The organism is Kutzneria buriramensis, assembly GCF_003387475.1.
GTDB lineage: Bacteria > Actinomycetota > Actinomycetes > Mycobacteriales > Pseudonocardiaceae > Kutzneria > Kutzneria buriramensis.
Window position 1 is genome coordinate 233,850 of the sequence record NZ_QUNO01000017.1, and the last position, 23,343, is coordinate 257,192.

Annotated in this window: 26 protein-coding genes and 1 other RNA gene; 13 read left to right on the plus strand and 14 right to left on the minus strand. The window is 70.2% G+C overall.

Features of this window, described 5'->3' with window-relative positions; all coding sequences use genetic code 11:
• Positions 1–13 precede the first annotated feature (13 nt).
• From BCF44_RS40755 to BCF44_RS40770, 4 genes are all read left to right on the plus strand, one after another.
• Positions 14–514, plus strand: coding sequence for a DUF2127 domain-containing protein (locus tag BCF44_RS40755; RefSeq protein ID WP_116179845.1), 501 nt, complete (start codon positions 14–16; stop codon positions 512–514).
• A gap of 131 nt (positions 515–645) precedes the next feature.
• Positions 646–1,479 (plus strand): glutamate ABC transporter substrate-binding protein, encoded by an 834-nt coding sequence (locus BCF44_RS40760; protein WP_116179846.1) that lies wholly within the window; start codon positions 646–648, stop codon positions 1,477–1,479.
• A 209-nt stretch (positions 1,480–1,688) separates the two neighbouring features.
• Complete coding sequence (locus tag BCF44_RS40765; protein WP_116179847.1) at positions 1,689–2,522, plus strand: glutamate ABC transporter substrate-binding protein; 834 nt, start codon at positions 1,689–1,691, stop codon at positions 2,520–2,522.
• Between the two features lie 19 nt (positions 2,523–2,541).
• Entirely contained in the window at positions 2,542–3,504 is a 963-nt protein-coding gene (locus BCF44_RS40770; RefSeq protein ID WP_116179848.1) for an NAD(P)-dependent oxidoreductase, read from the plus strand.
• Here BCF44_RS40770 and BCF44_RS40775 read toward each other — a convergent pair.
• A complete protein-coding gene (locus BCF44_RS40775; protein WP_246016093.1) occupies positions 3,472–4,929 on the minus strand; it encodes a glycosyltransferase family 39 protein in 1,458 nt (485 codons plus the stop codon). The two genes, BCF44_RS40770 and BCF44_RS40775, sit on opposite strands and share 33 nt — an antisense overlap.
• Positions 4,930–5,121: 192 nt before the next feature.
• On the opposite strand from BCF44_RS40775, the gene BCF44_RS40780 reads away from it, so the two are divergent.
• Positions 5,122–6,306 (plus strand): sensor histidine kinase, encoded by a 1,185-nt coding sequence (locus tag BCF44_RS40780; RefSeq protein ID WP_246016094.1) that lies wholly within the window; start codon positions 5,122–5,124, stop codon positions 6,304–6,306.
• Position 6,307: 1 nt separating this feature from the next.
• Positions 6,308–6,958, plus strand: coding sequence for a response regulator (locus BCF44_RS40785; protein ID WP_116179850.1), 651 nt, complete (start codon positions 6,308–6,310; stop codon positions 6,956–6,958).
• On the opposite strand, the gene BCF44_RS40790 is transcribed toward BCF44_RS40785, so the two are convergent.
• Positions 6,948–7,481 (minus strand): TetR/AcrR family transcriptional regulator, encoded by a 534-nt coding sequence (locus tag BCF44_RS40790; protein WP_116179851.1) that lies wholly within the window; start codon positions 7,479–7,481, stop codon positions 6,948–6,950. The two genes, BCF44_RS40785 and BCF44_RS40790, sit on opposite strands and share 11 nt — an antisense overlap.
• A 78-nt stretch (positions 7,482–7,559) precedes the next feature.
• Between BCF44_RS40790 and BCF44_RS40795 the strand changes: the two genes are divergently transcribed.
• Entirely contained in the window at positions 7,560–8,408 is an 849-nt protein-coding gene (locus BCF44_RS40795; protein WP_116179852.1) for a TIGR03620 family F420-dependent LLM class oxidoreductase, read from the plus strand.
• On the opposite strand, the gene BCF44_RS40800 is transcribed toward BCF44_RS40795, so the two are convergent.
• Entirely contained in the window at positions 8,386–9,987 is a 1,602-nt protein-coding gene (locus BCF44_RS40800) for an ABC transporter permease (protein ID WP_116179853.1), read from the minus strand. The genes BCF44_RS40795 and BCF44_RS40800 overlap by 23 nt on opposite strands.
• Complete coding sequence (locus tag BCF44_RS40805; RefSeq protein ID WP_116179854.1) at positions 9,984–10,871, minus strand: ABC transporter ATP-binding protein; 888 nt, start codon at positions 10,869–10,871, stop codon at positions 9,984–9,986. The genes BCF44_RS40800 and BCF44_RS40805 overlap by 4 nt, the downstream gene beginning before the upstream one ends.
• A 69-nt stretch (positions 10,872–10,940) precedes the next feature.
• Between BCF44_RS40805 and BCF44_RS40810 the strand changes: the two genes are divergently transcribed.
• Together BCF44_RS40810 and BCF44_RS40815 are read left to right on the plus strand one after the other, a co-directional pair.
• Positions 10,941–11,411 (plus strand): GbsR/MarR family transcriptional regulator, encoded by a 471-nt coding sequence (locus BCF44_RS40810; RefSeq protein WP_246016095.1) that lies wholly within the window; start codon positions 10,941–10,943, stop codon positions 11,409–11,411.
• Between the two features lie 51 nt (positions 11,412–11,462).
• Positions 11,463–11,891 (plus strand): DUF3761 domain-containing protein, encoded by a 429-nt coding sequence (locus BCF44_RS40815; protein ID WP_116179855.1) that lies wholly within the window; start codon positions 11,463–11,465, stop codon positions 11,889–11,891.
• Positions 11,892–11,949: 58 nt separating this feature from the next.
• Here BCF44_RS40815 and BCF44_RS40820 read toward each other — a convergent pair whose 3' ends face one another.
• Positions 11,950–12,402 (minus strand): DUF309 domain-containing protein, encoded by a 453-nt coding sequence (locus tag BCF44_RS40820; RefSeq protein WP_116179856.1) that lies wholly within the window; start codon positions 12,400–12,402, stop codon positions 11,950–11,952.
• 10 nt (positions 12,403–12,412) lie between these two features.
• Positions 12,413–13,993, minus strand: coding sequence for an FMN-binding glutamate synthase family protein (locus BCF44_RS40825; protein WP_342775704.1), 1,581 nt, complete (start codon positions 13,991–13,993; stop codon positions 12,413–12,415).
• Between the two features lie 86 nt (positions 13,994–14,079).
• On the opposite strand from BCF44_RS40825, the gene BCF44_RS40830 reads away from it, so the two are divergent.
• Entirely contained in the window at positions 14,080–14,469 is a 390-nt protein-coding gene (locus BCF44_RS40830) for a helix-turn-helix domain-containing protein (RefSeq protein ID WP_116179858.1), read from the plus strand.
• Here the strand turns inward: BCF44_RS40830 and BCF44_RS40835 are convergent.
• Both BCF44_RS40835 and BCF44_RS56055 read right to left on the minus strand, forming a co-directional pair.
• Positions 14,466–14,834: a VOC family protein gene (locus BCF44_RS40835; protein WP_116179859.1), complete on the minus strand. Its 369-nt coding sequence runs from the start codon at positions 14,832–14,834 to the stop codon at positions 14,466–14,468. The two genes, BCF44_RS40830 and BCF44_RS40835, sit on opposite strands and share 4 nt — an antisense overlap.
• Positions 14,835–14,850: 16 nt before the next feature.
• Positions 14,851–15,054, minus strand: coding sequence for a hypothetical protein (locus BCF44_RS56055; RefSeq protein ID WP_170217994.1), 204 nt, complete (start codon positions 15,052–15,054; stop codon positions 14,851–14,853).
• Positions 15,055–15,136: 82 nt separating this feature from the next.
• Here BCF44_RS56055 and BCF44_RS40840 point away from each other — a divergent pair, with 82 nt between their 5' ends.
• The 3 genes from BCF44_RS40840 to BCF44_RS40850 are packed head-to-tail and all read left to right on the plus strand — an operon-like array spanning position 15,137 to position 17,952.
• Positions 15,137–16,057 (plus strand): hypothetical protein, encoded by a 921-nt coding sequence (locus BCF44_RS40840; RefSeq protein WP_116179860.1) that lies wholly within the window; start codon positions 15,137–15,139, stop codon positions 16,055–16,057.
• A complete protein-coding gene (locus BCF44_RS40845) occupies positions 16,044–17,285 on the plus strand; it encodes an adenylosuccinate synthetase (RefSeq protein ID WP_116179861.1) in 1,242 nt (413 codons plus the stop codon). Before BCF44_RS40840 ends, BCF44_RS40845 begins: the two co-directional genes overlap by 14 nt.
• A gap of 4 nt (positions 17,286–17,289) precedes the next feature.
• Positions 17,290–17,952 (plus strand): NUDIX hydrolase, encoded by a 663-nt coding sequence (locus BCF44_RS40850; RefSeq protein ID WP_116179862.1) that lies wholly within the window; start codon positions 17,290–17,292, stop codon positions 17,950–17,952.
• A 327-nt stretch (positions 17,953–18,279) separates the two neighbouring features.
• Here BCF44_RS40850 and ssrA read toward each other — a convergent pair.
• The 6 genes from ssrA to prfB all read right to left on the minus strand — a co-directional run bounded on the left by ssrA (position 18,280) and on the right by prfB (position 23,249).
• Positions 18,280–18,654: a transfer-messenger RNA gene (gene ssrA, locus BCF44_RS40855) on the minus strand.
• A gap of 58 nt (positions 18,655–18,712) precedes the next feature.
• Complete coding sequence (locus tag BCF44_RS40860; RefSeq protein WP_246016104.1) at positions 18,713–19,567, minus strand: DMT family transporter; 855 nt, start codon at positions 19,565–19,567, stop codon at positions 18,713–18,715.
• 302 nt (positions 19,568–19,869) lie between these two features.
• Complete coding sequence (gene smpB / locus BCF44_RS40865; RefSeq protein WP_116179863.1) at positions 19,870–20,349, minus strand: SsrA-binding protein SmpB; 480 nt, start codon at positions 20,347–20,349, stop codon at positions 19,870–19,872.
• A 33-nt stretch (positions 20,350–20,382) separates the two neighbouring features.
• Positions 20,383–21,285 carry a permease-like cell division protein FtsX gene (ftsX, locus tag BCF44_RS40870; RefSeq protein ID WP_116179864.1) on the minus strand — a complete coding sequence of 301 codons (903 nt, stop codon included), beginning with the start codon at positions 21,283–21,285 and terminating at the stop codon, positions 20,383–20,385.
• A gap of 63 nt (positions 21,286–21,348) precedes the next feature.
• Positions 21,349–22,038, minus strand: a complete 690-nt coding sequence (gene ftsE, locus BCF44_RS40875) for a cell division ATP-binding protein FtsE (RefSeq protein WP_043718920.1) — start codon at positions 22,036–22,038, stop codon at positions 21,349–21,351.
• Between the two features lie 107 nt (positions 22,039–22,145).
• Positions 22,146–23,249 carry a peptide chain release factor 2 gene (prfB, locus tag BCF44_RS40880; protein ID WP_211353462.1) on the minus strand — a complete coding sequence of 368 codons (1,104 nt, stop codon included), beginning with the start codon at positions 23,247–23,249 and terminating at the stop codon, positions 22,146–22,148.
• Between the last annotated feature and the right edge of the window lie 94 nt (positions 23,250–23,343).

Below are 23,343 nucleotides of genomic sequence, written 5' to 3' on the forward strand. Positions count from 1 at the left end.
CATCCTGGTGCGCATGTCGAACTCGACCACCACCGACAAGCTGTTCAAGGTCGCCATCGCGATCAAGGGCCTCGACGGCCTGGGCCAGCTCGTGCTGGGCATCGTGCTGATCTTCGTCCCGCCCACGCTGATCACCGGCCTGGCCAACGAGGTGGTCACGCGGGACCTGCTCGGCGACCCGAGCGGCACGCTGTCCACGCACCTGGAGACCGCCGCGCACAACTTCGCCGACGGCAGCAGCCGCGCGTTCGCCATCGGTTACCTGCTGTTGCACGCCGTCATCAAGCTGGGCCTGGTGGCGGCGCTGCTGCGCAAGATCATGCCGCTCTACCCGGTGGCCGCGGTGGTGCTGGGCGCCTTCGTGGTCTACGAGGTCTACCGGGCGATCAACACCCACTCGATCGCGCTGCCGATCTTCGCCGCGATCGACGTGGTGATCATCATCCTGGTCATCCGCGAATACCAGCAGTTGCGGCGCGAGCGCGCGGAGTCCTCGACGGACGCTCACATGTGATCAAGAACGTCGAACTGTCAAGGATCCTGGCGCGTACTGGAGTGTGACGAAGTCCGGGTCTGCCCGATTGGACTTCGCCACCTCCGGTTTGTTAGGCAGTGCAGGCCGCCTCGACCTTAAGGGGACCTCACATGCGCCTGCGGGGATCATTACGAGCGACCGCCGCACTCGCCGCCCTCGCACTGCTCGCCGCCTGCGGAACCGGCGACGGACCCGCCGGCTCGCTGACCGCGGCCGCCGGCCAGGGCAAGCTCACCATCGGCATCCGGTTCGACCAGCCGGGCATCGGCGAGAAGACGCTCAACGGCCAGTACACGGGCTTCGACGTCGACGTGGCGCGCTACGTCGCCAACGAGCTGGGCGTGGACCCCTCGAACATCACCTGGAAGGAAGCCCAGCCGGCGGACCGGGAGACGTTGCTCACCACCGGCAAGGTCGACATGGTGGTGGCCGCGTACACGATCAACGACAAGCGCAAGAAGCTCGTCGACTTCGCCGGCCCCTACTTCACCGTCGGCCAGGACCTGCTGGTGCGGATGAGTGACGACTCGATCACCGGGCCGCAGTCGCTGAACGGCAAGAAGCTCTGCTCGGTCGCCGGTTCCACGTCCGCGCAACAGGTGAAGGACAAGTTCGCACAGCAGACCACTCTGGTCGAGTACGGCCGGTATTCGGACTGCGTCACGGCGTTGCTGGCCAACATTGTCGACGCCGTCACCACCGACGACGTCATTCTCGCTGGTTACGCCGCGCAGAACCCCGAACTACTCAAGGTCGTCGGCAAACCGTTCACCAAGGACTCGTACGGAATCGGCCTGCGCAAAGGCGACGAAGGCGGCCGCGAAAAGGTCGACGCGGCGCTGCAGAAAATGGTTTCCACCGGGGCCTGGCGCTCGGCTCTCCAGAGCAACGTCGGCAGCTCGGGCTACCAGTTGCCGTCGCCGCCGGCCATCACGGAGCGCTGACCGGCGATTACTCCGGCACGACACCCCCGCCCGCAAATAGGCATGTTGATCTTCCAAAATTAACCTGGAAATTCCGGACACCGCCGTCCGGAATTTCGCTCTGGCGCGCAGAGATCTGCTGTGACAAAGTTCAAGACCCATTCGAAGGGTTCGACAGTTTCGCTTTGTCACAGCAGGCAGTCCCGACTCGACCTCGAGGGGGCCCGATCATGCGCCCGCGAAAACTATTACGAGCGGCGGCCGCACTCGCCGCGTTGGCCCTGTTCACGACGGCCTGCGGCGCGGACGGCCATCCGGGCTCGCTGAGTGCGGACGCCGCCGCCGGCAAACTCACCATCGGAATTCGCTACGACCAGCCCGGACTCGGCGAGAAGACGCTCAACGGGAAGTTCCAGGGCTTCGACGTCGAGGTGGCCAGGTACGTGGCCGGCGAGCTGGGCGTGAAGCCGGAGAACATCACCTGGAAGGAAGCCCAGCCGGCCAACCGGGAGAAGCTGCTGACCGGCGGACAGGTCGACATGGTCGTGGCCGCCTACACCATCAGCGACGAGCGCAAGAAGCTCGTCGACTTCGCCGGCCCGTACTTCCATCTCGGCCAGGACCTGCTGGTGCGGCTGGACGACAACTCGATCACCGGGCCGGAGTCGCTGAACGGCAAGCGCCTGTGCACGACGGTCGGCACCACCTCGGCCCAGGCGGTGAAGGACCAGTTCGCGCACGAGGTGACGCTCGTCGAGTACCCGCGGTACACCGACTGCATCACCGCGCTGCTGGCCGGCCTCGTCGACGCGGTCACCACCGGCGACGTGATCCTCGCCGGCTACGCGGCGCAGAACCCCGAGCTGCTCCGGGTCGTCGGCAAGCCGTTCACCAACGACTTCTACGGCATCGGCCTGCGCAAGGGCGACCCGAACGGCAAGGCGCGGGTGAACGCCGCCATCGAGAAGATGGTCTCCACCGGCGCCTGGACCGCGGCGGCGAAGGCCAATCTCGGCGCCTCCGGCTACCAGCTGCCCAAACCGCCGGCCATCACCGAGCGCTGAGCGTCGGTAGCGTGGCGGCATGCGCCTGCTGATCGGCTTCGACCAGTACCCGCTCGACCCGTTCCACGACCTGCTGCCCGGTTGGGACGTGGCCAGGACCACGCCGGACCGGTTCGCCGAGCTCGGCGTCGACGCGGACGTGCTGTGCCCGATCGCCGCGCGGGTGGACGCCGGCCTGATCGCCGCCGGCCGGTGCGGGCTGGTCCAGCAGTTCGGCGTGGGGCTGGAGAACGTCGACATCGACGCCGCCACCGCGGCCGGGGTGCTGGTGTCGCGGCTGCCCGGCGACGTCACCGGCAATGCCGACAGCGTCGCCGAGCTCGCCGTGCTGCTCGCGCTGGCGCTCAGCCGCCGGCTCGACGGGGCGCGGCAGGCCCTGCGCGACCGGCAGTGGGCGCAGCCGGTGGGGCGGGCGCTGTTCGGCGGCACGATGGCGATCGTCGGGCTGGGCGCGATCGGCGCGGCGGTGGCGAAACGGTTGGCGGGCTTCGATGTCCGACTGCTCGGCGTGCGCGAGCATCCGGAGCTGGGCGGGCCGCCGGAGGTCGGGCAGGTGGTCGGGACAGACCGGCTGCTCGACGTGCTCGGCGAGGCGGACGTCGTCGTCAGCGGCCTGACGTTCGGCGAGCACAACCGCAACTTCTTCGACGCCGCGGCGTTCGCGGCGATGAAGCCGGGGGCGCTGTTCGTGAACGTCGCGCGGGGCGGCCTGGTCGACGAGGCCGCCCTGCTGGCGGCGCTGGAGTCCGGGCACATCGCCGGGGCCGGGCTGGACGTGCACGCCGTGGAGCCGGCCGACCCGGCGAGCCCGTTGGTCAATCACCCCAACGTGATCGCCACCCCGCACGTGGCCGGCGTGACCGAGCAGATGATGCAGCGCTCGGTCATCGCCTTCACGGACAACCTCAAGCGGTACGAGGCCGGTGAGCCGCTGCTGTGGACGGTGAACTCAGAGGGTGCGCAGCGCCGGCCACAGCGCTGACCACGGCTCGTCACGGTCGGTGCACAGGTAGATCGGCGCGCCCTGGTAGCCGTTCTGGATGCCGAGCTTGTTATCCACTGTGGACACTCGGGCGACGGTGCGGAAGTGTCGGCGCATCAGGTCGGAGTTGTTGTCGCCCACGTACAGCACGTTCGTCGCGCTCTCCGGCGGCACGCCGAAGTACCAGTAGCCGCGGTTCGGACCGTAGGGCTCGGGCAGGCCGCGTTCGGGGCCGTACATGGACATCACGCTTGCCGACCAGTAGGTGTCGCCGACGATCGCCGTGTGCGCGCGGACATCATCGGGCAGCGCGCGGTAGGCGTCGGCGACCTCGTCGGCCATCTGCGGCCAGCCCACGCTCTCGAAGTCGATGAAGGACGAGACCTCGTCGGAGCCCCGGAGCGACTCCACCGGCCGGGTCGGCAGCGCAAAGACCACCAGCGCGACCGAGGCCAGGAACGCCGGCCACGCCACCCACGGCACCCACCGCTTCCGCCCCTCCAGGCCGACCGCGCCGACCGCCCACAGCACGGGCAGGATGCCGGCGGCGTAGTACGGCCGGCCGCCGGTCGCGATGAACACCACGATCAGGCCGATGGCGGTGATGCCGAGAAACCTGAGCTGCGGCAGCCGGAACGTGCGCCACAGGCCGTACAGACCGAGCGGCACACCGACGATTCCGCTGTAGAGGGCCAGGACCACCAGGAAGCCGCCCGCGCCGCCGATGTTCGCGTGCTCGTCGGCGGCGATCACGCTGCTCATCTCCAGCTGCGGCCAGCCGTTGCGGGCCTGCCAGAGCAGCGCCGGCACGGACGTCAGCACGGCGATCGCGGCGCCCAGCCACAACATGGGCCGGCGCAGCAGGTCCCGGGGCCCGGCGAGGAGGATCGCCGCGGCGGCGATCAGCCAGAAGAAGACGATCAGGTACTTGCCCTGCGACGTGACCGCCGTGACCAGGCCGGCCCAGAGCAGCAGGCGGTCCTCCCGCACCCGGATCCACCGGACCAGCAGCCAGGTGATCACCGCCCACAGGAATGGGTCCACAGTGGACGTGGCGAGCAGATGCCCGCCGCCGGCGAGGAAAGGCGCGACGGCGTAGGCGGCGGCCGTGATGACCTGGGCCCGGCGCTCGCCGCCGAGCTCCCGGGCCATCAGCGCCGCGACGAAGACGCCGGCCACCGTGGCCAGGATCGCCGGAATCCTCAGCACCACGAGGTTTCCCGGCGCAATGGTGTCCGCGATCAGCGCCAGGAACGGCACCAGCGGCGGCTGGTCGACGTAGCCGAAGTCGAGATGGTGGCCGGCGGCGACGAAGTACAGCTCGTCGCCGAAGTAGCCGTAGCGGCCGGCCGTGGCCAGCAGCGTGATGCCCAGTAGTCCAGCGATGATCGCGACCGGCCGCACGGCAAGTGCGGCAACGTCCACGGCGCTGCTGGGGACAGTGGTCGTGGTTCCCCCGGATTGCCGCACTTGCCGTTCCCCCCTCGTTTTCCCAACGAGGACCATCCAACCCGGACGGCCGCCGCCGCCGACAGCGCGGAAAGTGCCCGGCGGCTGATACTTTCGTAGGTGCCGGCGCTACCTAAGGCGGATTGTCGGACTGGGTAGGGTCGAGAGGTGACCCGACCGCGTTGGCGCGACGCCTTCTTCCTGCTGTCGCCGTTCGCCACCGTGCTCGGCGTCATGATGGTCATCTGGGCGGTCTACGGGCCACCGGAGACGTTCCACGAGTGGACCCAGACGTTCATCCAGCTGCCGTCGGCGGTCGCGCTGCTGTGGCACCGCAAGGCGCCGCTGCTCCTGCTGGCGCTGTGCGCGGCGTCCGCCATCGCCATGACGGTGTCGGCGTACACGGATCCGCAGCTGTTCGTCGGCGACCTGAACACGAACCCGCAGTGGGTGCCGCTGGCCACGCCGTTCGCGGTCGGCGTCGCGTTCAAGCGGATCCCCGGATCGTGCCGGATGTGGGCGTGCACGGCGCTGCTGATCGTGATCTCCACCCGCTGCTGGGCGCCGTCGTTCGACGCCGTCACCGGCGGCGCGTTCTTCACCCTGTTCCCCGCTCTGTTCGGGCTCTACATCGGCAACCGGGCCAGCCTGATCCGGGCGCTGACCGATCGGGCCGAGCGGGCGGAGCGGGAGCAGGAGCTGCTCGCCGAGCAGGCCCGCGCCGACGAACGCGTGCGGCTGGCCGGGGAGATGCACGACGTCGTCACGCACCGAGTGAGCCTCATGGTGCTGCAAGCGGGCGCCCTGCGGATCACCGCGCCCGACGACGCCACCCGGACCGCCGCCGAGGAGCTGCGGGAGGCCGGCTGCCAGGCGCTCGACGAGCTGCGGGATCTGGTCGGCGTGTTGCGGGCGCAGTCCGGGGCGGACGAGGAGGAGCAGACCGACGCCGTGCGGCTGCCCGATCTGGCAGAGCTGGTCGCGGAGTCCCGGGGCGTCGGCATGTCGGTGGAGCTGATCGTGGACGGCAATCCCCTGCTGACCGCGCCGGTGGTCGGCCGCACCGCGTACCGGGTCGTGCAGGAGGCGCTCACCAACGTCCGCAAGCACGCGCCGGACGCCCGCACCCGCGTGCACGTCCGCTACGGCGCCGATCGCGTGCGGCTGACCGTGCGCAACGGGCCGTCGCAGCGGACCGGCGAGCTCGGCGACAGCGGCTCCGGCACGGGCCTGCTCGGGCTGCGGCAGCGGGTCGAGCTGGTCAGCGGCCGTTTCACCGCCGCCGCGCGGCCCGACGGCGGGTTCGAGGTCGATGCGATACTGCCCGCGTTCGTGCCGACGACGGAGAGCTGACGTGATCAAGGTCCTGGTCGTGGACGACGAGCCGATGGTGTGCGCGCACCTGCGGACGATCCTCGGCTCCGCCCCCGACATCACCATCGTCGACGCCGCGCACGACGGGGCCGCCGCCGTCGAGGCCGTCGTCCGGCACCAGCCGCACGTCGTGCTCATGGACCTGCGGATGCCCGGCGTCGACGGGCTGACCGCCATCGAGCGCATCGCCGGCCTGCCGTCGCCGCCGACCGTCGTCGCCCTCACCACGTTCGACGCCGACCAGTACGTCATCCGCGCCCTGCGCGCCGGCGCCGCCGGCTTCCTGCTCAAGTCCACGCCGCCCGAGGACCTCATCAGCCTCGTCCGCGTCGCCGCCGACGGGCACACCGTGCTCTCCCCCGCCGCCGCCCGCCGCCTCGTCGCCGCCTCCGCCACCGAGCAGGCCGCCCGCGACAAGGCGTCGTCGCTGATCGCCGACCTCACCGAGCGGGAGATCGACGTGGTCACCTGCCTCGGCGAGGGCCTGTCCAACGCCCAGATCGCCGCCCGCCTGCACCTGTCCGAGGCCACCGTGAAGGGCTACGTGTCGCGGATGCTCGTCAAGCTCGACTGCGCCAACCGCACCCAGATCGGCCTGCTCGCCTACGACGCCGGCCTCGTCACCCGCTGAGCCCGGCCAGCACCACCGACAGGAGCGTGTCGAACAGCTCCGGGTCGTCCTCGGTAGCCAGGATCAGGCCCTGGACCAGGGCGACGAGGTGGGCGCGGGTGATGTCGGGGCGCACCGCGCCGGCCTCCTGGGCCCGTACGAGCACGCGGTCGCCGGCGGCCTTGGCGGCGGCGCAGGCGTCGTCGAACTCGGTGCGGTCGCCGAGCACCATCGACATGACGCCGATGGCGATGCCCCGGTAGGTCTTGCCGTGCTCGCAGCTGGCCCGGACCCAGTTGGCGAAGGCCTCGGCGGGTTCCTGGCCGGCGAGCTCGTCGATGTACGTGGTCAGCCCGCGCAGCCGCGCGGACAGCAGCGCCACGAGCAGGGCCTCGCGGTTGGGGAAGTGCCGGTAGAGGGTGCCGATGCCCAGCCCGGCGCGCCGGGCGATGTCCTCCAGCGAGGCGTCGGCGCCGTGCTCGGTGAACGCCTCGTGGGCGCAGGCCAGCAGGCGCTCGTAGTTGCGTCGGGCATCGGCGCGCATCGGAACTCCCTCGACAAACGGAGGTAGCCTCCGTATGGTCGTCGATATCCGGAGGCGACCTCAGCTTAGGGGAGAGGCATGGACACCATCGGCATCTGGACGTTCGCGTTCGACGGCCAGCCGGCGGCGCAGGTGCGGGAAGCGGCGGCTGAGCTGGACGAACTCGGCTACGGGGCGCTGTGGTTCGGCGAGGGCTTCGGTCGGGAGGCGCTGACCCAGGCGGCCCTGCTGCTGCACGCCACGAGCCGGCTCACGGTGGCGACCGGCATCGCGCAGACATCACTGCGCAGCCCGCGGGCCATGGCGATGGCCCACCACACGCTCATTGAGGCGTTCCCGGAACGCTTCCTACTCGGCCTCGGCGGCCACCGGTCGCCGGGACAACCGGGCGCCCCGACCGACGCGCGGCCGCTCGACACCATGCGGGACTACCTCGACGCGATGGACCAGGTGCCGGGGTTCGGCGTGCAACCAAGGCGGGCCCTGGCGGCGCTGGGGCCACAAGCGCTGAAACTCGCGGCGGAGAAGACCGAGGGCGCGCACTCGTACTTCGTGCCGGTCGAGCACACCGCGAAGGCCCGGGAGCTGCTCGGCCCGGAGCCGCTGCTGGCCGTCGAGCAGGCGGTGGTGCTGGGTGGCGACAAGGACGTGGCCCGCCAGCACGTCACCACCTACATGGTCGCGAAGCACCAGACGAACAACCTGCGCCGGTTCGGCTACACCGATGACGACTTCGCCGGCAGCGACCGGCTGGTCGACGCCATCACGGTCACCGGCGACGTGGACGCGGTCGCCAAGCGCGTCCAGGAGCACCTGGACGCCGGCGCGAACCACGTCTGCATCCAGGTGCTCACCTCGGACCCGGGCCGCATCCCGCTCGCGGAGTGGCGCGAGCTGGCCGACCTCATCCCACGTCACGCCGCCTGAACCCGACCAGCCCGGCGGCGGTCAGCGCGATCGTGATGGCCACCAGCCACACCAGCGGCGTCGCGGTGAACTCGCCGCCGGGCAGCTTGGGCAGGTGCGTGAACGGCGAGATGTCCAGCGCCCACTGCTTGAGCTGGAACAGCGGGCCGAGCAGCTCGATCAGCAGGAACACGACCAGCGCGGCCCACGCCAGCGAGACCAGCTTGGGCAGCAGGCCGAACAGCGCGGTGGCGATGCCGGCCAGCACCCACACGGCCGGCACCTGCACCATCGCCGCGCCGAGCAGCCGCGGCAGCTGGGCGCCGACATCGCCCTGGCTGAGCCCCACGGCCAGACCGGTCACGGTGCCGGCGACCGCCAGCAGGAAGGCGGTGCCCAGCAGCGCGAACAGCAGATGGCTTGCGGCCCAACGGATTCGCGCCACGGAACCGGCCAGCACGGGCTCGGCGCGCATCGTCGTCTCCTCGCTGCGCAGCCGCAACGCCGCCTGGATGGCGTACACGGACACGGCCAGGCCGATGATGTCCAGGATGGCCGCCATGAACGAGTCCACAAGGGACTGCTGGCCGCCGATGTGTTGCAGCGCCTCGGCAAGCTGCGGGCTGCTGTCGAGAATGCTGTTCAGGCTCTTGGAGATCCCGCCGAGCGCGCCGCCCATCACGGCGAGGCCGACGGCCCAGCCGATCAGGATTCCCCGCTGCAACCGCCAGGCCAGCCCGAGCGTGCCGAGCAGGGCCGGGCTCGCCGTGGCCCGGCCGGCCCGTTCCGGCAGCATGCCGGCGCCGATGTCCCGGCGGCCGACCAGACCGTACGCGACACCCAGCAGCACAACGGAAATCGCGACGTACAGGGCCGGCACCCACCAGCGCTCGTCGGCGAACGGACGCATCTGCTGCGACCAGCCGATCGGGCTCAGCCACGACAGCCACCGCGGCCCGTCGGAGGCGGCCGAGTCGCCGGCGGCCCGCAGCAGGTACGCCGCGCCGATGACCACGCCGCCGATCCCGTTGGCGGCACGGGAACTCGAGCTCACCTGGACGGCGACCGCGGTCACCGCCGAGAAGAACCACACGCTGCCGCCGATGCCCAGCCCCATCGCGAACGACCCGGCGGCCGGAAGCCCTTGGCCGGCAAGGGCGAGGCCGATCAGCAGCGCGTACACCACGCCCGCCCCGAAGACCACGATCAGCGTCGCGGTGAGCTTGGCGTGCCGGCCGACGACGCCGGCGCCGAGCAGCTCGTGCCGGCCGGTCTCCTCGTCGGCCCGGGTGTGCCGGACGGTCGTGAACACCGCCATCAGCCCGACCAGCACACACGCCACAGCCCCGTATTTCCACTCCGTCATGCCGCCGACGGTGTCGAGTCCCTGTGCCGGGCCGCTGAGCGCCAGCACCGACGGGTTGTTGGCGATCGACGCGGCGAACTCGACCCGTGACTGCACGGTCGGGTAGAGCTGGGCGAAGCTGGCCGCGGTGGCGGCGACGATGCCGGTGATGGCCAGGATCCACACCGGCAGCTGGATCCGCTCCCGGCGCAGCACCAGCCGCACCAGGGAACCGGTGCCCACCAGGGTGTTCACGCTTCCACCTCGTAGTGCCGCAGGAACAGCTGCTCCAGCGTGGGCGGCTGGCTGACCAGGCTGCGCACCCCGAACTCGGTGAGCTTGCGCAGCACCGCGTCCAGCTCGGCGGTGTCCACCTCGAACTGGACCTTGTTGCCCTGCGCCGAATAGTCGTGCACGCCGGTCATGGTGTCCACACCGGACAGTGGCGAGCCCAGCTCGGCGGTGATCGAGGTCCGGGTCAGGTGCCGCAGCTCGGCCAGCGTGCCGGACTCCACGGTCCTGCCGCTGCGGATGATGCTGACCCGGTCGCACAGCGCCTCGACCTCGGCCAGCACGTGGCTGGACAGCAGCACGGTCCGGCCGTCCTGGCGCTCGCGGGCGATGCAATCCCGGAACACCTCCTCCATCAGCGGATCCAGGCCCGAGGTCGGCTCGTCCAGGATGAGCAGCTCCACGTCGGAGGCGAGCGCGGCGACCAGTGCGACCTTCTGCCGGTTGCCCTTGGAGTAGGTCCGGCCCTTCTTGGTCGGGTCCAGGTCGAAGCGCTCCAGCAGGTCCTTGCGGCGCTTGGGATCCAGCCCGCCGCGCAGCCGGCCGAGCAGGTCGATCACCTCGCCTCCGGACAGCGTGGGCCAGAGCGTGACGTCACCGGGCACGTAGGCCAGGCGGCGGTGCAGCTCGGTGGCGTCCCGCCAGGGGTCGCCGCCGAGCAGCTCGGCGCGGCCGCCGTCGGCGCGCAGCAGACCGAGCAGGACGCGGATGGTGGTGGACTTCCCGGCGCCGTTCGGGCCCAGGAAACCGTGCACCTCGCCAGTGGTCACGGTGAGATCGAGTCCGTCGAGCGCCTGGGTCCGGCCGAACGCCTTGCGCAGGCCGGACACCGAGATGGCGGTTGTCATGGCGCCAAGCTACACTCATTTCACAAATTCGTGAAGACAGTGAACTCGACCGGGTGAGAGGATGATCGAGTGACCGAGCGCGACGACGAGGCCGTGTCGAAGTTCATCGAACGGTTCGCCCTGATGCTGGCCGAGGCGGGCATTCCCCGCATGCCGGCGCGGGTCTTCGTCGGGCTGCTCGCGTCCGAGAGCGGCCAGCTCACCGCGGGCGAGCTGGCCGAACAGCTGTCGGTCAGCCCGGCCGCGATCTCCGGCGCGGTGCGCTATCTCACGCAGGTGCACCTGGTCGTTCGGGAGCGCGAGCCCGGCGAGAAGCGGGACCACTACCGGGTGCGCGGCAGCAGCTGGTACGAGTCGGCGGCGGACCGGGAGCGCCTGCTCGTGCTGTGGTCCGAGGCGCTGACCGAGGGCGTCGCCGCGGTCGGCGAGGACAGCGAGGCCGGCGCCCGGCTGCGCGAGTCGGTCGAGTTCTTCGACTTCCTCCGGGTGGAAATCCCCTTGGTCCTCGACCGCTGGCGGTCACGTAACGTCGCGAACTGAGGCGGCGATCATGCGGTGGTCCACCCCGTCGAGTGGGAGAGGCCACCCCGGATGCCACGTCTTGTCGCCGCCGCCGGCGCGTTCCTGCTCGGCGCCGCCCTGCTGTCGGGCTGCGACCCGAACCCGCAGGTCACCAATACCGGCAACGGCACAGCCGCGATCACGTCGAGCGTAACGCCGGCCCCGGTCACGACGACTAGTACCACCGAGGCGACCACCACGACGACCGTCGCACCGCCACCGACGACCACCGTGGTGCCGCCACCCGCTGTAATCACGCATGCCGCCGCTGCGCCCCCGCAGACGGCGTGCGGCGCCGACCAGTACCGCAACGTGGACGGTGTCTGCGTGAACCGTCCGGTGGCCGCGCCCGGTCCCCCGCCCGGCGCGACCGCGAAGTGCAACGACGGCACGTACAGCTTCAGCCAGCACCGGTCGGGCACCTGCTCCGGCCACCACGGCGTCGCCGTCTGGCTGTAGGACCATCGAACAAGCGAGGGGCCGGTTCCCGCCCCCAGGAACCGGCCTCTCGCGCCCATCACGTCAACTTCGGCGGCGTGGCGTCTTCCCCGCCGCCGTCCGCCACCCGGTTCGCCCAGCCGACCAGGCCGGCGATGTCGATCCCGTACGGGTCCGAGTCCCGGTACGGCTCGATGTTGCCGGCTCCCCGGCGCAGCAGGCTGATCGCGCCGGCGCGGTTGCCGCGGGCCGCGTGCGTGAGGCCGACCGCCAGCTGGGCCATGCCCCGCCAGAGCTGGCGATCCGGCTCGTTGGCCGCCTTCCAGGCGTCCTCCAGCACCTCGTGGGCGTGGAACGGCCGTCCGCGATCCAGCAGGTCCTGAGCCTCCGCAAGCGTTTGCGAGGGGGTGCGGACGATGCCCTCCGGCTGTCGCTCGACCCCCGGCGCGCCGTGCGCCATCGGCCGGCCCAGCCCGTCCCGCGGCCGCGCGTTGCGGGCCTTGCCGTTCGCGTCCCTGTCCCGGTCGGCCATGGTCCGATTCTCACACGGTGAAGCGGTCGGGATCGGCCTGCGCCCAGTCGACGGCCCAACTCCGCGGCGGCTCCGCCAGCAACTGGCCCGGCGCCAGCCACTCGTACAGGTCGGCGTAGGTCTGCACGGTGACCGGATCCGTGCGGCGGCACAGCATGTGCGGGCGCAGCTCGTCGGGATGGCCCACGCCCATCGACGCCATGATCTGCACCGCGCTGTGCACCGTCGACTGCTGGAAGCGCTGCACGCGCAGGGATTTGTCCCCGACGTCCAAAGCCCGGGCCCGCTTCGCGTCCTGGGTCGCGACGCCGACCGGGCAGGTGTTGGTGTGGCAGCTCTGTGCCTGGACGCAGCCGACCGCGAACATCATCGCCCGCGCCGCGTTGGTGTAGTCCGCGCCCTGCAACAGCCTCTTGACGATGTCGCTGCCGGTCGCGACCTTGCCGCTGGCGCCGATCCGGATCCGGTCCCGCAGGCCGGTGCCGACCAGCGCGTTGTGCACGGTGATCAGGCCCTCGGTCAGCGGCGTGCCGAGGTTGTCGGCGTACTCCAGCGGCGCCGCGCCGGTGCCGCCCTCCGCGCCGTCCACGATGATGAAGTCGGGAGCCGTTCCCTCCTCCAGCATCGCCTTGCACACGGCGAGGAACTGGCGGCGCGATCCCAGGCACAGCTTGAAACCGGCGGGCTTGCCGCCGGCGAGTTCCCGCATGTGCGCGATGAAGCGGACCAGTTCCCGCGGCGTGCCGAAGACCCGGTGGTACGGCGGGGAGATCACCGTCTGGCCGACGGGAACGTCCCGCACCGACGCGATCTCCGCGTTGACCTTGCTGCCCGGCAGCACACCGCCGACGCCCGGCTTCGCGCCCTGCGACAGCTTCAGCGACACGCAGCGCACGCTGTCGTGGGCCGCTTTGTCCGCGAACTCCCTTTCGTCGAAGCCTCCATCCTTGGTGCGGCAACCGAAATACGCCGTGCCGACCTCCCACACCAGGTCGCCACCGTGCCGCAGGTGGTACTCGGACAGGCCGCCTTCGCCCGTGTCATGGGCGAATCCGCCGAGCTTCGCCCCTTTGTTCAGCGCCAGCACCGCGTTCGCCGACAGCGAGCCGAAACTCATCGCGGACACGTTCAACAGCGACATCTCGTACGGCTTCGTGCAATCCGGGCCGCCGATCCTGATTCGCGGCGCGTCGTCGGGGACCGGCAGCGGGGCCATCGAGGCGGCGAGGAACTCGTGCCCCGTCGCGTAGACGTCACGTTCCGTGCCGAACGGCTCCTCCGCGTCCGTGCCCTTGGCACGCTGGTACACGATGCTGCGGACGTCCCGGTCGTACGGGCGGCCGTCGAAGTTGCGTTCGATGAAGTACTGCTGCAACTCCGGGCGCAGATCCTCCAGCAGGAAACGCAGATGCCCGAACACCGGGTAGTTGCGCAGCACCGAATGCCGGCGCTGGATCAGGTCGTACGCGCCCAGGGCCGCCACCGCCAGCAGCGGGACCGTCAGGAAAAGCCACCACGGCGAGACCGCCACGACGAGCGTGACCGACGCCAGCGCCACCAACCACAGCACCGCCACCACAGTGATCCGCACGGGGAAAGTCAACACCGGACGCCGCCGCGACGCACGCCCTGGTGGAATGGTGCCCGGCATGCCGATGAAGACCGCGGCGGGCCGAGGTGCTCGACGAGACGCACACCCAGATCCGCACGCTGGGCATGGCCGCCGTGCGGGTCGCCGACGCGGCCGAGGCAACCGGCGTCAGCCCCGCCTTGATCATCTACCACTTCGGCACCAAGGAGAACCTGCTGTCGGCGGCACTCCTGCGCGCAGGATCTCTCCACTTTGGACGCCATTGTCGGCGGCGGTCTCGGCGTCGCCGCCGTGCCGTACTGCATCACCCCCGCCAACCAGCAGCGGATCCGGGCGGGCCTGGTCGTGGAGGCCGCCAACCTGCCCTTCTCACCACCGTCTTCGACCTGTCCCGCGACAGCGGCCACTCCCTCCGGCGGTCCGCGCTTGCCTTGACGACCCGCCAACTGGCCGCTGTCGACGGGTTGGCGGGCTAGGCCGACGGGCCGGCGACGCCGACGACGTTGCCCTCCGGGTCGGCGAACCGGCCGACGGTGAAGTCGCCCGTGGCCGGCTCGGGGCCGAGCAGCCGCTTGCCGCCGAGGCTCTCGGCGGTGCGCAGGGCGGTCTCCACGTCGGGCACGGCGACGTAGAACAGCACCCGCGGCTCGAACCCCTCGCCGCCACCGACACCGCCGTTGATGCCGGCGCCGGTCGCGAAGTGGTACTTCCCGGGCTGCGACACGTTCGGGCTGACGGCGTCGCCGGTGTCGAACGTCCAGCCGAACAGGCCGGCGTAGTAGTCGCGCAGCGCGTCCGGCTCGCCGCCGATGATCTCGAAGTGCACCACGGGCTGCCCCATGCCTGGCTCCTTTCGCTCACCCGGTGGTCGGAGCCGCCAGCAGCTTCTCGACATCGGCCCGGCGACCGGCCCAAGGATGGGCGAGTTCGAGCTCCCGCGACACCTGGAGCAGCAGGTCCTCCCGCCACGGCGCGCCGACGAGCTGCACGCCGACGGGTAGGCCGGTGGTGGATCGGCAGCGAGATCGCGGGCTGACGCTCCCGCCATCGTGCCCGGACACCTGGCCGGAGCCGACACACGCTTGCCCGTCTAGTTTTAGTCATCTAGACTAAAAGTACGTTGACGACCGAGGGGAGACCGACATGGGATACGGCCGGTGGGATGACGACGCCTTCCAGGCGGCGCGGACGTTCCGCGCCAGACGGGGACTCGACGACTTCGGCTACACCGCCGACATGCACGGCCAGGCCCGCTCGACGTGGCGGGCGCACCAGCGGCTCGACCCTCGGGACGCGTTCCGGGAGAGCCGCGACAGCGCTGAGCACGCCAACTCGCTGCCGATCGCGGTGCTGTTCGACGTCACCGGCTCGATGGGCACGGTCCCGCGCATCATGCAGGGCAAGCTCGGCCGGCTGCACGGCCTGTTGCGCAGCAAGGGATACGCCGAGGACCCGCAGGTCCTGTTCGGCGGCATCGGCGACGCCGAGAGCGACCGGGTGCCGCTCCAGATCGGCCAGTTCGAGTCCGACAACCGGATGGACGAGCAGCTGCGGCTCATCCTGCTGGAGGGCGGCGGCGGTGGGCAGAAGTCGGAGAGCTACGAGCTGGCGGCGTACTTCATGGCCCGCCACGTGGCCACCGACGCGTGGGAGAAGCGCGGCCGGAAGGGCTACCTGTTCCTGATCGGCGACGAGCTGAACAAGCCTCGGCTGGCCGCGCAGCACATCCGCGAGGTCATCGGCGACGACGTGCGTGAGGACGTCTCGGTCGCGTCGGTGTACCGCGAGCTCTCCCAGCGGTGGCACGTCTTCTACATCCTGCCCAACCAGTCGAGCTACTACCACGACCCGGACATCGCCGCGCACTGGGCGACGCTGCTGGGCGAGCGGTTCCTGCGCCTGGAGGATCCCGCCGCGGTGTGCGAGTTGATCGCCCTGATGGTCGGCGTCGGCGAGGGCCGGATCGACGTCGGCGGCGGGCTGGCCGACCTGAGCGACATCGGCTCACGTGCCGAGGCGGCCGCGGTCCGCCGCGCGCTGGAGACGGCGAATGGCCCTCGCTGATCGGCACGTGATCGTCGTCGACCTCGGCTTCGGCGACGCCGGCAAGGGCGCGACCGTGGACTGGTTGTGCGCCAACGGATCCGTCGCCGCCGTCGTGCGATTCAACGGCGGCGCCCAGGCCGCCCACAACGTCATCGCCGACGGCCGACACCACCGGTTCTCCCAATTCGGCGCCGGCACCCTCACCGGCACTCCGACCCTCTTGTCACGGCACATGCTCGTAGAACCCATCGCACTCGCAACGGAATCCGTCGAACTCGCCCGACTCGGAGTCCCCGACCCCTTGGGCCTACTGCACATCGACGGCGACGCATTGCTCACGACCCCCATCCACGTGGCGGCGAACCGGGCGCGGGAGGACGCCCGGGGCGCCGCCCGCCACGGCTCGTGCGGCAAGGGCATCGGCGAGACCGCCGCCTACGCCCTGACCCACCGCGCCCCCACCGTCGCCGACTGCCGCGACCCGGCAGAACTCGCCCGACTACTGGACGCCCTCGCTCGCCACTACGAACCGCTCATCGGCGACCGCTTCGACTCCGTCACCGCCCTGGTCACCCTCTACCGCGACTTCGCCGCCGCCACACGAATCGTCACCCAGGACGCACTGGCCACCTTCGCCGCCCACGGCCGCCTGGTTTTCGAAGGCGCCCAAGGAGTCCTACTAGACGAATGGCGTGGCCTACACCCCCACACCACATGGTCCACAGTGGAACCCCGCTACGCCCGCGCCATGATCGCGGCCCTGGGCGAACGCCCTTACGTCCTAGGCGTAACCCGCACCTACCTCACCCGCCACGGCGCCGGCCCCTTCCCCACCGAGGACAAAGACCTACGCCTACCCGAACCCCACAACGCCACCGGCGAGTACCAGGGCGCCTTCCGCGTAGGCCATTTCGACCCCATCCTGCTCCGCTACGCCATCGAGGCCTCCGGCGGCATAGACGGCCTAGCCGTCACCCACCTCGACCAGCACACCAACGTCCGCTCCGCCACCGCCTACAACACCCCCGACGGCATCATCACCGCCCTCCCCTGCGGCCCTTGGCAAGACCTCACCCACCAGGCCCACCTCACCCGCCTACTTGCCACGGCCCGCCCCATCCTCGAAGACCTCCCCGACCCCGCCACCACCATCCCCACCCACCTACAAGTCCCAGTCGTCCTCACCTCGCACGGCCCCGACCGCCTCGACCGCAGGCTCCCCACCACCGCAGGTGCGGCAAGATAAACCGGTGCCACCAGAGGACACCGCGCTACCACCCCAGTCAGCCGTCTCCATCGACGTGCTCACCCTGCGGTTCTGGCCCGACGACGACACCGTCCACCTCGGTGTCGCCCCTCGCGCGCATCCCCCCTTCCTCGGTGACCTCGCCCTCCCCGGCGTCCTCCTCACCCGCGGCGCCCGCCTGGCCGACGACGCCCGCCGCGCCGTAACCACCAAACTCGGCGTCCCCACCCCCTCGATAGCCGCCGTCGGCCAACTCATCACCTTCGACGAACCCAACCGCGACCCCCGCGGCCCCACCCTCTCGATAGCCATGTGGGCGGTCTGCACTCAGACGGACGCAGACAACACGCAGACCGTCTGGCCCCCTCTGACCGCCGTCCCCACACTGGCCTTCGACCACACCGCCATCCTCACCCACTGCCGCCCCCTCCTCGCCGCCAAACTCTGGTCCGACCTCCCCTTCACCAGGGCCCTCCTCGGCACCCGCTTCTCCGCCACCCGCGCCGTCACCCTCACCGCCGCCCTCCGCGGCGAACGCCCCGACCCCGGCAACCTCAACCGCCTCATGGCCGGCATCCCCACCCTCCACCGCACCCCCGACCGCGTCCGCTCCCACCCCACCGGCCGCCCCGCCGCCATCTGGACCTTCGAAGACGAGGGAAACTGAGGACGAGCAACAGACGAGGCCGAGGCAGGCACAACAGAGGTGACAGCAGAGCGAAGGCGAAGCCGAGCGACAGACCAGCACACCGGCCAGGCGAAGGCGAAGCCGAGCGGCAGACCAGCACACCGGCCAGGCGGAGACGAAGCCGAGCGGCAGACCAGCACACCGGCCAGGCGAAGGCGAAGCCGAGCCCCCGAGGGCGATGCGAAGCGAGCCCGAAGGGGGGTGCAGGGGGGCGAAGCCCCTCCTGCCTTGGGGTGTGGGGCGAGAGCCCCACAAGTGGCCGGAACGAGAACGGCCCGCGCCCTCCGCGGGCACGGGCCGTCCAACGAGTGGAGGTGCCGGGAATCGAACCCGGGTCCTCTGTCGCCTCATCAGGGCTTCTCCGTGTGCAGTCCGCTGTGTCTCTGCTCGGCCCCACCGTTCACGCGGACGAGACGGTGTGACGGGCCCAGTCGCTGTGGTTGTCCCGCAGTCCCCCGCGACCGGGTTCTGCGGTTTAGCCTCCTAGCTGATGCCGGCTACCGGGTCGGAGGCGCTCCCGGGCCGACAGCGTTGCTCAGGCTGCTCAGGCAGCGAGAGCGAACGCGCGCTGACTGTTCGTCTTGGCGCTTATTGGTTTGCGGCGACGCTTGAAGGTGGTCTCTCGCCTGCACCTACACGCTTCCCCTGACTCAACGTCCAAAGTCGAAACCGTTCACCCCCTGGTCGTGGGTCTGACATCCGCAAGCATAACGCGTGGGCGATCTCGGTTCATCCCGGTTCACGCGGCGGCGGAGCCGCCGGCGATGAGGGTGACGGAGACGGCGGCCAGCGCGAGGCCGACGCGTTGGACGCGGCCGGTGCGTTCGCCGAGGACGAGGCGGGCCATGAGCACGGTGGCGGCGGGGTAGAGCGAGGTCAGGACGCTGACGACGGCGAGCAGGCCGGTGCGGAGCGCGAGGAGGAACGCGGTGTTGCAGACGGCGTCGAGCAGGCCGGCGGTGATGGTGAGGGCGATGGCCGAACGTTCCGGGATACGGAATTGGCCGCCGACGAGGGCGGCGGCGAGGACCAGGGCCGTGGCGGTGCCGCGGGACACGACGAGCGGCCACAGTCCGCTGTCGGCCGGTAGCTGGTCGAGCAGCACGAAGTAGACGGCGAAGGCGGCGCCGGAGCCGACGGTAAGCCAGCCGACGCGGGCGGTGAACCGCACGGGCCCGGCTTCGTCGACGGCGGTGCGTTCTTCGCGGCTGACGAGCACGACGGCGATGACGGCGAGCAGCGCGCCGCCGATGGCAATGGCACCCAGCGACTCGCCCGTGACGAGCCCGAAGATCAGCGGCAGGCCGGCGACCAGCAGCGCGGTCAGCGGGGACACGACGTTCATGGGGCCGGTGGCCAAAGCGCTGTAGAACCAGATGATGGCCAGGCCGTTGGCGGCGCCGGCGATCATGGCGATGACCAGGTCGACGCCGCCGAGCTGGCCGCCGGCGAACGGAGCCGCGAGCAGCAGCCCGGCGAGACCGACGGGGTAGGTGACGAGCACGACCCGCAGCACGTGGGTGCGTCGGGACGCGAGCCCGCCGACGAAGTCGCTCAGCCCGTACCCCAGCGCCGCCACCAGCGCGAACACCATCGATCCCACGGCCATATTGTCCATCAACGGCGATATTTGCGGAATCCTTACCCGGATGCCGGACAGATCACACCAAAGCTACTCCATTCGAGTGAATCCCGCGACCTGGGCGTCAGACTTGGCCCCGGAACCCCTCCATCACGGTGAGGTCGTCCACTCCCGCACGACGGCCCCACCCGGAGGCCCCCGTTCACCCCCAGGCTTGAGGACGGGGGCTTCTTTACGCGAAAAAACAGCCGGGCAGACCCCAGAACTGGGTCTTCCCGGCTGTTCTCACGTCATCGCGGCGAACCGCGAACTGCTCAGTCCCGACGGCCCTTGGCCCAGCGGCCCATGGCGCGGACGGTCTCGCGCTCGGCGTCCCGCTTGGCCAGCGTCTGCCGCTTGTCGTAGGCCTTCTTGCCCTTGGCCAGCGCCAGCTCGACCTTGACCTTGCCGTCCTTGAAGTACATGGACAGCGGCACCAGGCTCAGGCCGCTCTCCTTGGTCTTGCCGATGAGCTTGAGGATCTCGCTCTTGTGCAGCAACAGTTTCCGGTTGCGGCGCGGCTCGTGGTTGGTCCACGTGCCCATCTCGTACTCGGTGATGTGCAGCCCGCGCAGCCACACCTCGCCGTCGTCGACGGTGGCGAAGGCGTCCACAAGGGACGCCCGCCCCGCCCGCAGGCTCTTCACCTCGGTGCCCATGAGCACGACACCGCACTCGTAGGTGTCCACGATGGAGTAGTCGTGGCGCGCCTTGCGGTTGGTCGCGATGGCCTTGCGGCCCTGTTCCTTGGGCATGATCCGATTTTACGTCCGCGCGACAACCGGTTACTACAGCCGCACGTACAGGCGGAGCGTCACGTAGCCGGTGATGGCCGAGATGACCGCGGCGACACCGACCAGGATCGGCGAGATGGCCACCACGTCCAGCAGGTCCAGCCGCGGCAGCACGCCGGAGGCGATCGGCCCGGACAGCGCCGAGTCCAGGAAGAACACCTTGGCCGCGCCGAGCCCCACGATGCCGAGGATGGAGCCGATGATGCCGGCGACCACGGCCTCGATGAGGAACGGCAGCTGGGTGTACCAGCGGGTCGCGCCGACCAGGCGCATGATGCCGACCTCGACCCTTCGGGTGAACGCCGACACCTGGATCGTGTTGGATATCAGCAGCACCGCCGCCGCGGCCTGCACCAGCGCGATCAGGAACGTCGCGTAGCGCACCGAGTCGAGGATGCCGAAGAAGCGCTGGAGGAACACGCCCTGGTCGTCGACGGTCTTCACGCCGGGCTTGCCGGTGAACGCCTTGACCAGCGCGTCCGCCTTGCTCGGGTCGGTCAGCTTGACCTGCAGCGTCGCCGGCAGCGACTCGGGCCGGGTCAGCCGCAGCAGCTCCGGCTCGGCCTGGAACAGCTGCTGGAACCGCTGGAAGCTCTGGTCCCGGTTCTGGAAGGTGACCGTCTCGACGTTGCTCGAGCCCTGCAGCTGGCGCTGGAGGTCGGCGCAGATCGACGTCGAGCAGTTCTTGTCGTTGGCGCTGATGTCGTCGGTGAGGCTCACCATGACCTGCACCTTGTCGGAGTAGATCAGCTGCATCTTGTCGATCATGCGGACGATGAGCAGACCACCGCCGAGCAGGCCGAGCGAGATCGCCGTGGTCAGGATCATCGCGACGGTCATCGTGATGTTCCGGCGCAGACCGGTGATCACTTCGCTGAAGACGAAACTGGCACGCATCGGGGTTGACGTTCCTTGGCTCGGGGATTCGGCCCGCGGGGGACGGGCAGGGCTGGTGGGCTGCTAGCGGCCTACTCCGTAGACGCCCCTGGCGTCGTCACGGATGACCTTGCCGTGGTCGAGCTCCACCACCCGGCGGCGCATCGAGTCGACGATGGAGTGGTCGTGCGTGGCCATCAGGACCGTCGTGCCGGTGCGGTTGATCCGCTCCAGCAGAAGCATGATGTCCTGGCTGGTGTCGGGGTCCAGGTTTCCGGTCGGCTCGTCGGCGATGAGCACCAGCGGCCGGTTCACGAACGCGCGGGCGATGGCCACCCGCTGCTGCTCGCCGCCGGACAGCTCCGTCGGCATGCGGTCGGCCTTGCCGTCCAGGCCGACCAGCTGCAGCACCTCGGGCACGACCTTCTGGATGGTGTGCCGGGGCTTGCCGATGACCTCGAGCGCGAACGCCACGTTCTCGGCGACGGTCTTGGTCGGCAGCAGCCGGAAGTCCTGGAAGACGCAGCCGATGGACTGGCGCAGCCGGGGCACCCGGCGCCGGGCCATCTTGGCCACGTCGAAGTTGGAGACGTAGACGCGTCCCTTGCTCGGCACCTCTTCGCGCAGCAGCAGGCGCAGGAAGGTCGACTTCCCGGAGCCGGACGGGCCGATGAGGAACACGAACTCGCCCTTGCCCATCTCGACACTCACGTTGTCGAGCGCGGGCCGGGTCGAGGTCTTGTAGACCTTGGTCACGTGTTCAAGCCGGATCACGGTCCAGGAGCGTACCCGCGACCGTTACCGGGTCGACATCTAGCCCCGTCCGGGTGACATTTTCCCAGGTTCGGCTCACGCCGATTTTACGAACACCCGGGGTTTCGTCACTGCCCGGAGCTGCGCCGCCACCGAATGCCGGCCTCCAGGAAGCCGTCGATGTCGCCGTCGAGCACCGCCGACGGGTTGCCCACCTCGAACTCGGTGCGCAGGTCCTTGACCATCTGGTACGGGTGCAGCACGTACGAGCGCATCTGGTTGCCCCAGCTGGAGCCGCCGTCGCCCTTCAGGGCGTTGATCTTGGCCTGCTCCTCCTGCCGGCGCCGCTCGAGCAGCTTCGCCTGGAGCACGGCCATCGCGGACGCCTTGTTCTGCAGCTGCGAGCGCTCGTTCTGGCAGGACACCACGATGCCGGTCGGGATGTGGGTCAGCCGGACCGCCGAGTCGGTGGTGTTGACGCCCTGGCCGCCGGGGCCGGAGGAGCGGTAGACGTCGACGCGCAGGTCCTTCTCGTCGATGTCCACGTGGTCGGTCTGCTCGACCACCGGCACCACCTCGACGCCGGCGAACGACGTCTGGCGGCGGCCCTGGTTGTCGAACGGGGAGATGCGCACCAGCCGGTGCGTGCCCTGCTCCACCGACAGCGTGCCGTAGGCGTACGGGGCCTTGACCTGGAACGTCGCCGACTTGATGCCCGCCTCTTCGGCGTAGGACGTGTCGTAGACCTCGGTCGGGTAGCCGTGCCGCTCGGCCCAGCGCAGGTACATCCGCATGAGCATCTCGGCGAAGTCGGCCGCGTCCACGCCGCCGGCCTCGGAGCGCACGGTGACCAGCGCCTGGCGCTCGTCGTACTCGCCGGACAGCAGGGTGCGGACCTCGAGCTGGGCGATCTCCTCGCGCAGCTTGGCCCGGTCGGCGTCGGCCTCGGCCACGCTGTCGGCGTCCTCGGCGTCCTCGGCCAGCTCGTAGAGCACGGCCACATCGTCCAGCCGCTGGCGGACGCCGCTGACGCGGCGCAGCTCGCCCTGCTTGTGCGAGAGCTGGCTGGTGACCTGCTGCGCGGTCTCGACGTCGTCCCACAGATCCGGACGGGCCGCGTCGGCCTCCAGCCGCTCGATGTCCGCGCGCAGCTTGTCCAGGTCCATGACGGCCTCGACACTCGCCAGGGTCGCGGACAATTCCTTGAGGTCGGCTTCGACGTCCGGGTTCACAATCCCCAAGATTACGTCAGCCATGGCTAACGCTGCGCGCTCGGGTCGGGGGTGCGGGGGCGAAGCCCCCGCAGGACTCTGAGGGCGACGTGGT

What these genes read in the sequence shown, in the direction of transcription:
- BCF44_RS40755 (WP_116179845.1), top strand. Translation starts at nt 14, where the DNA reads ATGTCGAACTCGACCACCACCGACAAGCTGTTCAAGGTCGCCATCGCG.
- BCF44_RS40840 (WP_116179860.1), top strand. Translation starts at nt 15,137, where the DNA reads ATGGGATACGGCCGGTGGGATGACGACGCCTTCCAGGCGGCGCGGACG.
- BCF44_RS40765 (WP_116179847.1), top strand. Translation starts at nt 1,689, where the DNA reads ATGCGCCCGCGAAAACTATTACGAGCGGCGGCCGCACTCGCCGCGTTG.
- BCF44_RS40795 (WP_116179852.1), top strand. Translation starts at nt 7,560, where the DNA reads ATGGACACCATCGGCATCTGGACGTTCGCGTTCGACGGCCAGCCGGCG.
- BCF44_RS40760 (WP_116179846.1), top strand. Translation starts at nt 646, where the DNA reads ATGCGCCTGCGGGGATCATTACGAGCGACCGCCGCACTCGCCGCCCTC.
- BCF44_RS40820 (WP_116179856.1), bottom strand. Translation starts at nt 12,402, where the DNA reads ATGGCCGACCGGGACAGGGACGCGAACGGCAAGGCCCGCAACGCGCGG.
- smpB (WP_116179863.1), bottom strand. Translation starts at nt 20,349, where the DNA reads ATGCCCAAGGAACAGGGCCGCAAGGCCATCGCGACCAACCGCAAGGCG.
- BCF44_RS40845 (WP_116179861.1), top strand. Translation starts at nt 16,044, where the DNA reads ATGGCCCTCGCTGATCGGCACGTGATCGTCGTCGACCTCGGCTTCGGC.
- BCF44_RS40790 (WP_116179851.1), bottom strand. Translation starts at nt 7,481, where the DNA reads ATGCGCGCCGATGCCCGACGCAACTACGAGCGCCTGCTGGCCTGCGCC.
- BCF44_RS40860 (WP_246016104.1), bottom strand. Translation starts at nt 19,567, where the DNA reads ATGGTGTTCGCGCTGGTGGCGGCGCTGGGGTACGGGCTGAGCGACTTC.
- ftsX (WP_116179864.1), bottom strand. Translation starts at nt 21,285, where the DNA reads ATGCGTGCCAGTTTCGTCTTCAGCGAAGTGATCACCGGTCTGCGCCGG.
- BCF44_RS40835 (WP_116179859.1), bottom strand. Translation starts at nt 14,834, where the DNA reads ATGGGGCAGCCCGTGGTGCACTTCGAGATCATCGGCGGCGAGCCGGAC.
- BCF44_RS40770 (WP_116179848.1), top strand. Translation starts at nt 2,542, where the DNA reads ATGCGCCTGCTGATCGGCTTCGACCAGTACCCGCTCGACCCGTTCCAC.
- BCF44_RS40815 (WP_116179855.1), top strand. Translation starts at nt 11,463, where the DNA reads ATGCCACGTCTTGTCGCCGCCGCCGGCGCGTTCCTGCTCGGCGCCGCC.
- BCF44_RS40805 (WP_116179854.1), bottom strand. Translation starts at nt 10,871, where the DNA reads ATGACAACCGCCATCTCGGTGTCCGGCCTGCGCAAGGCGTTCGGCCGG.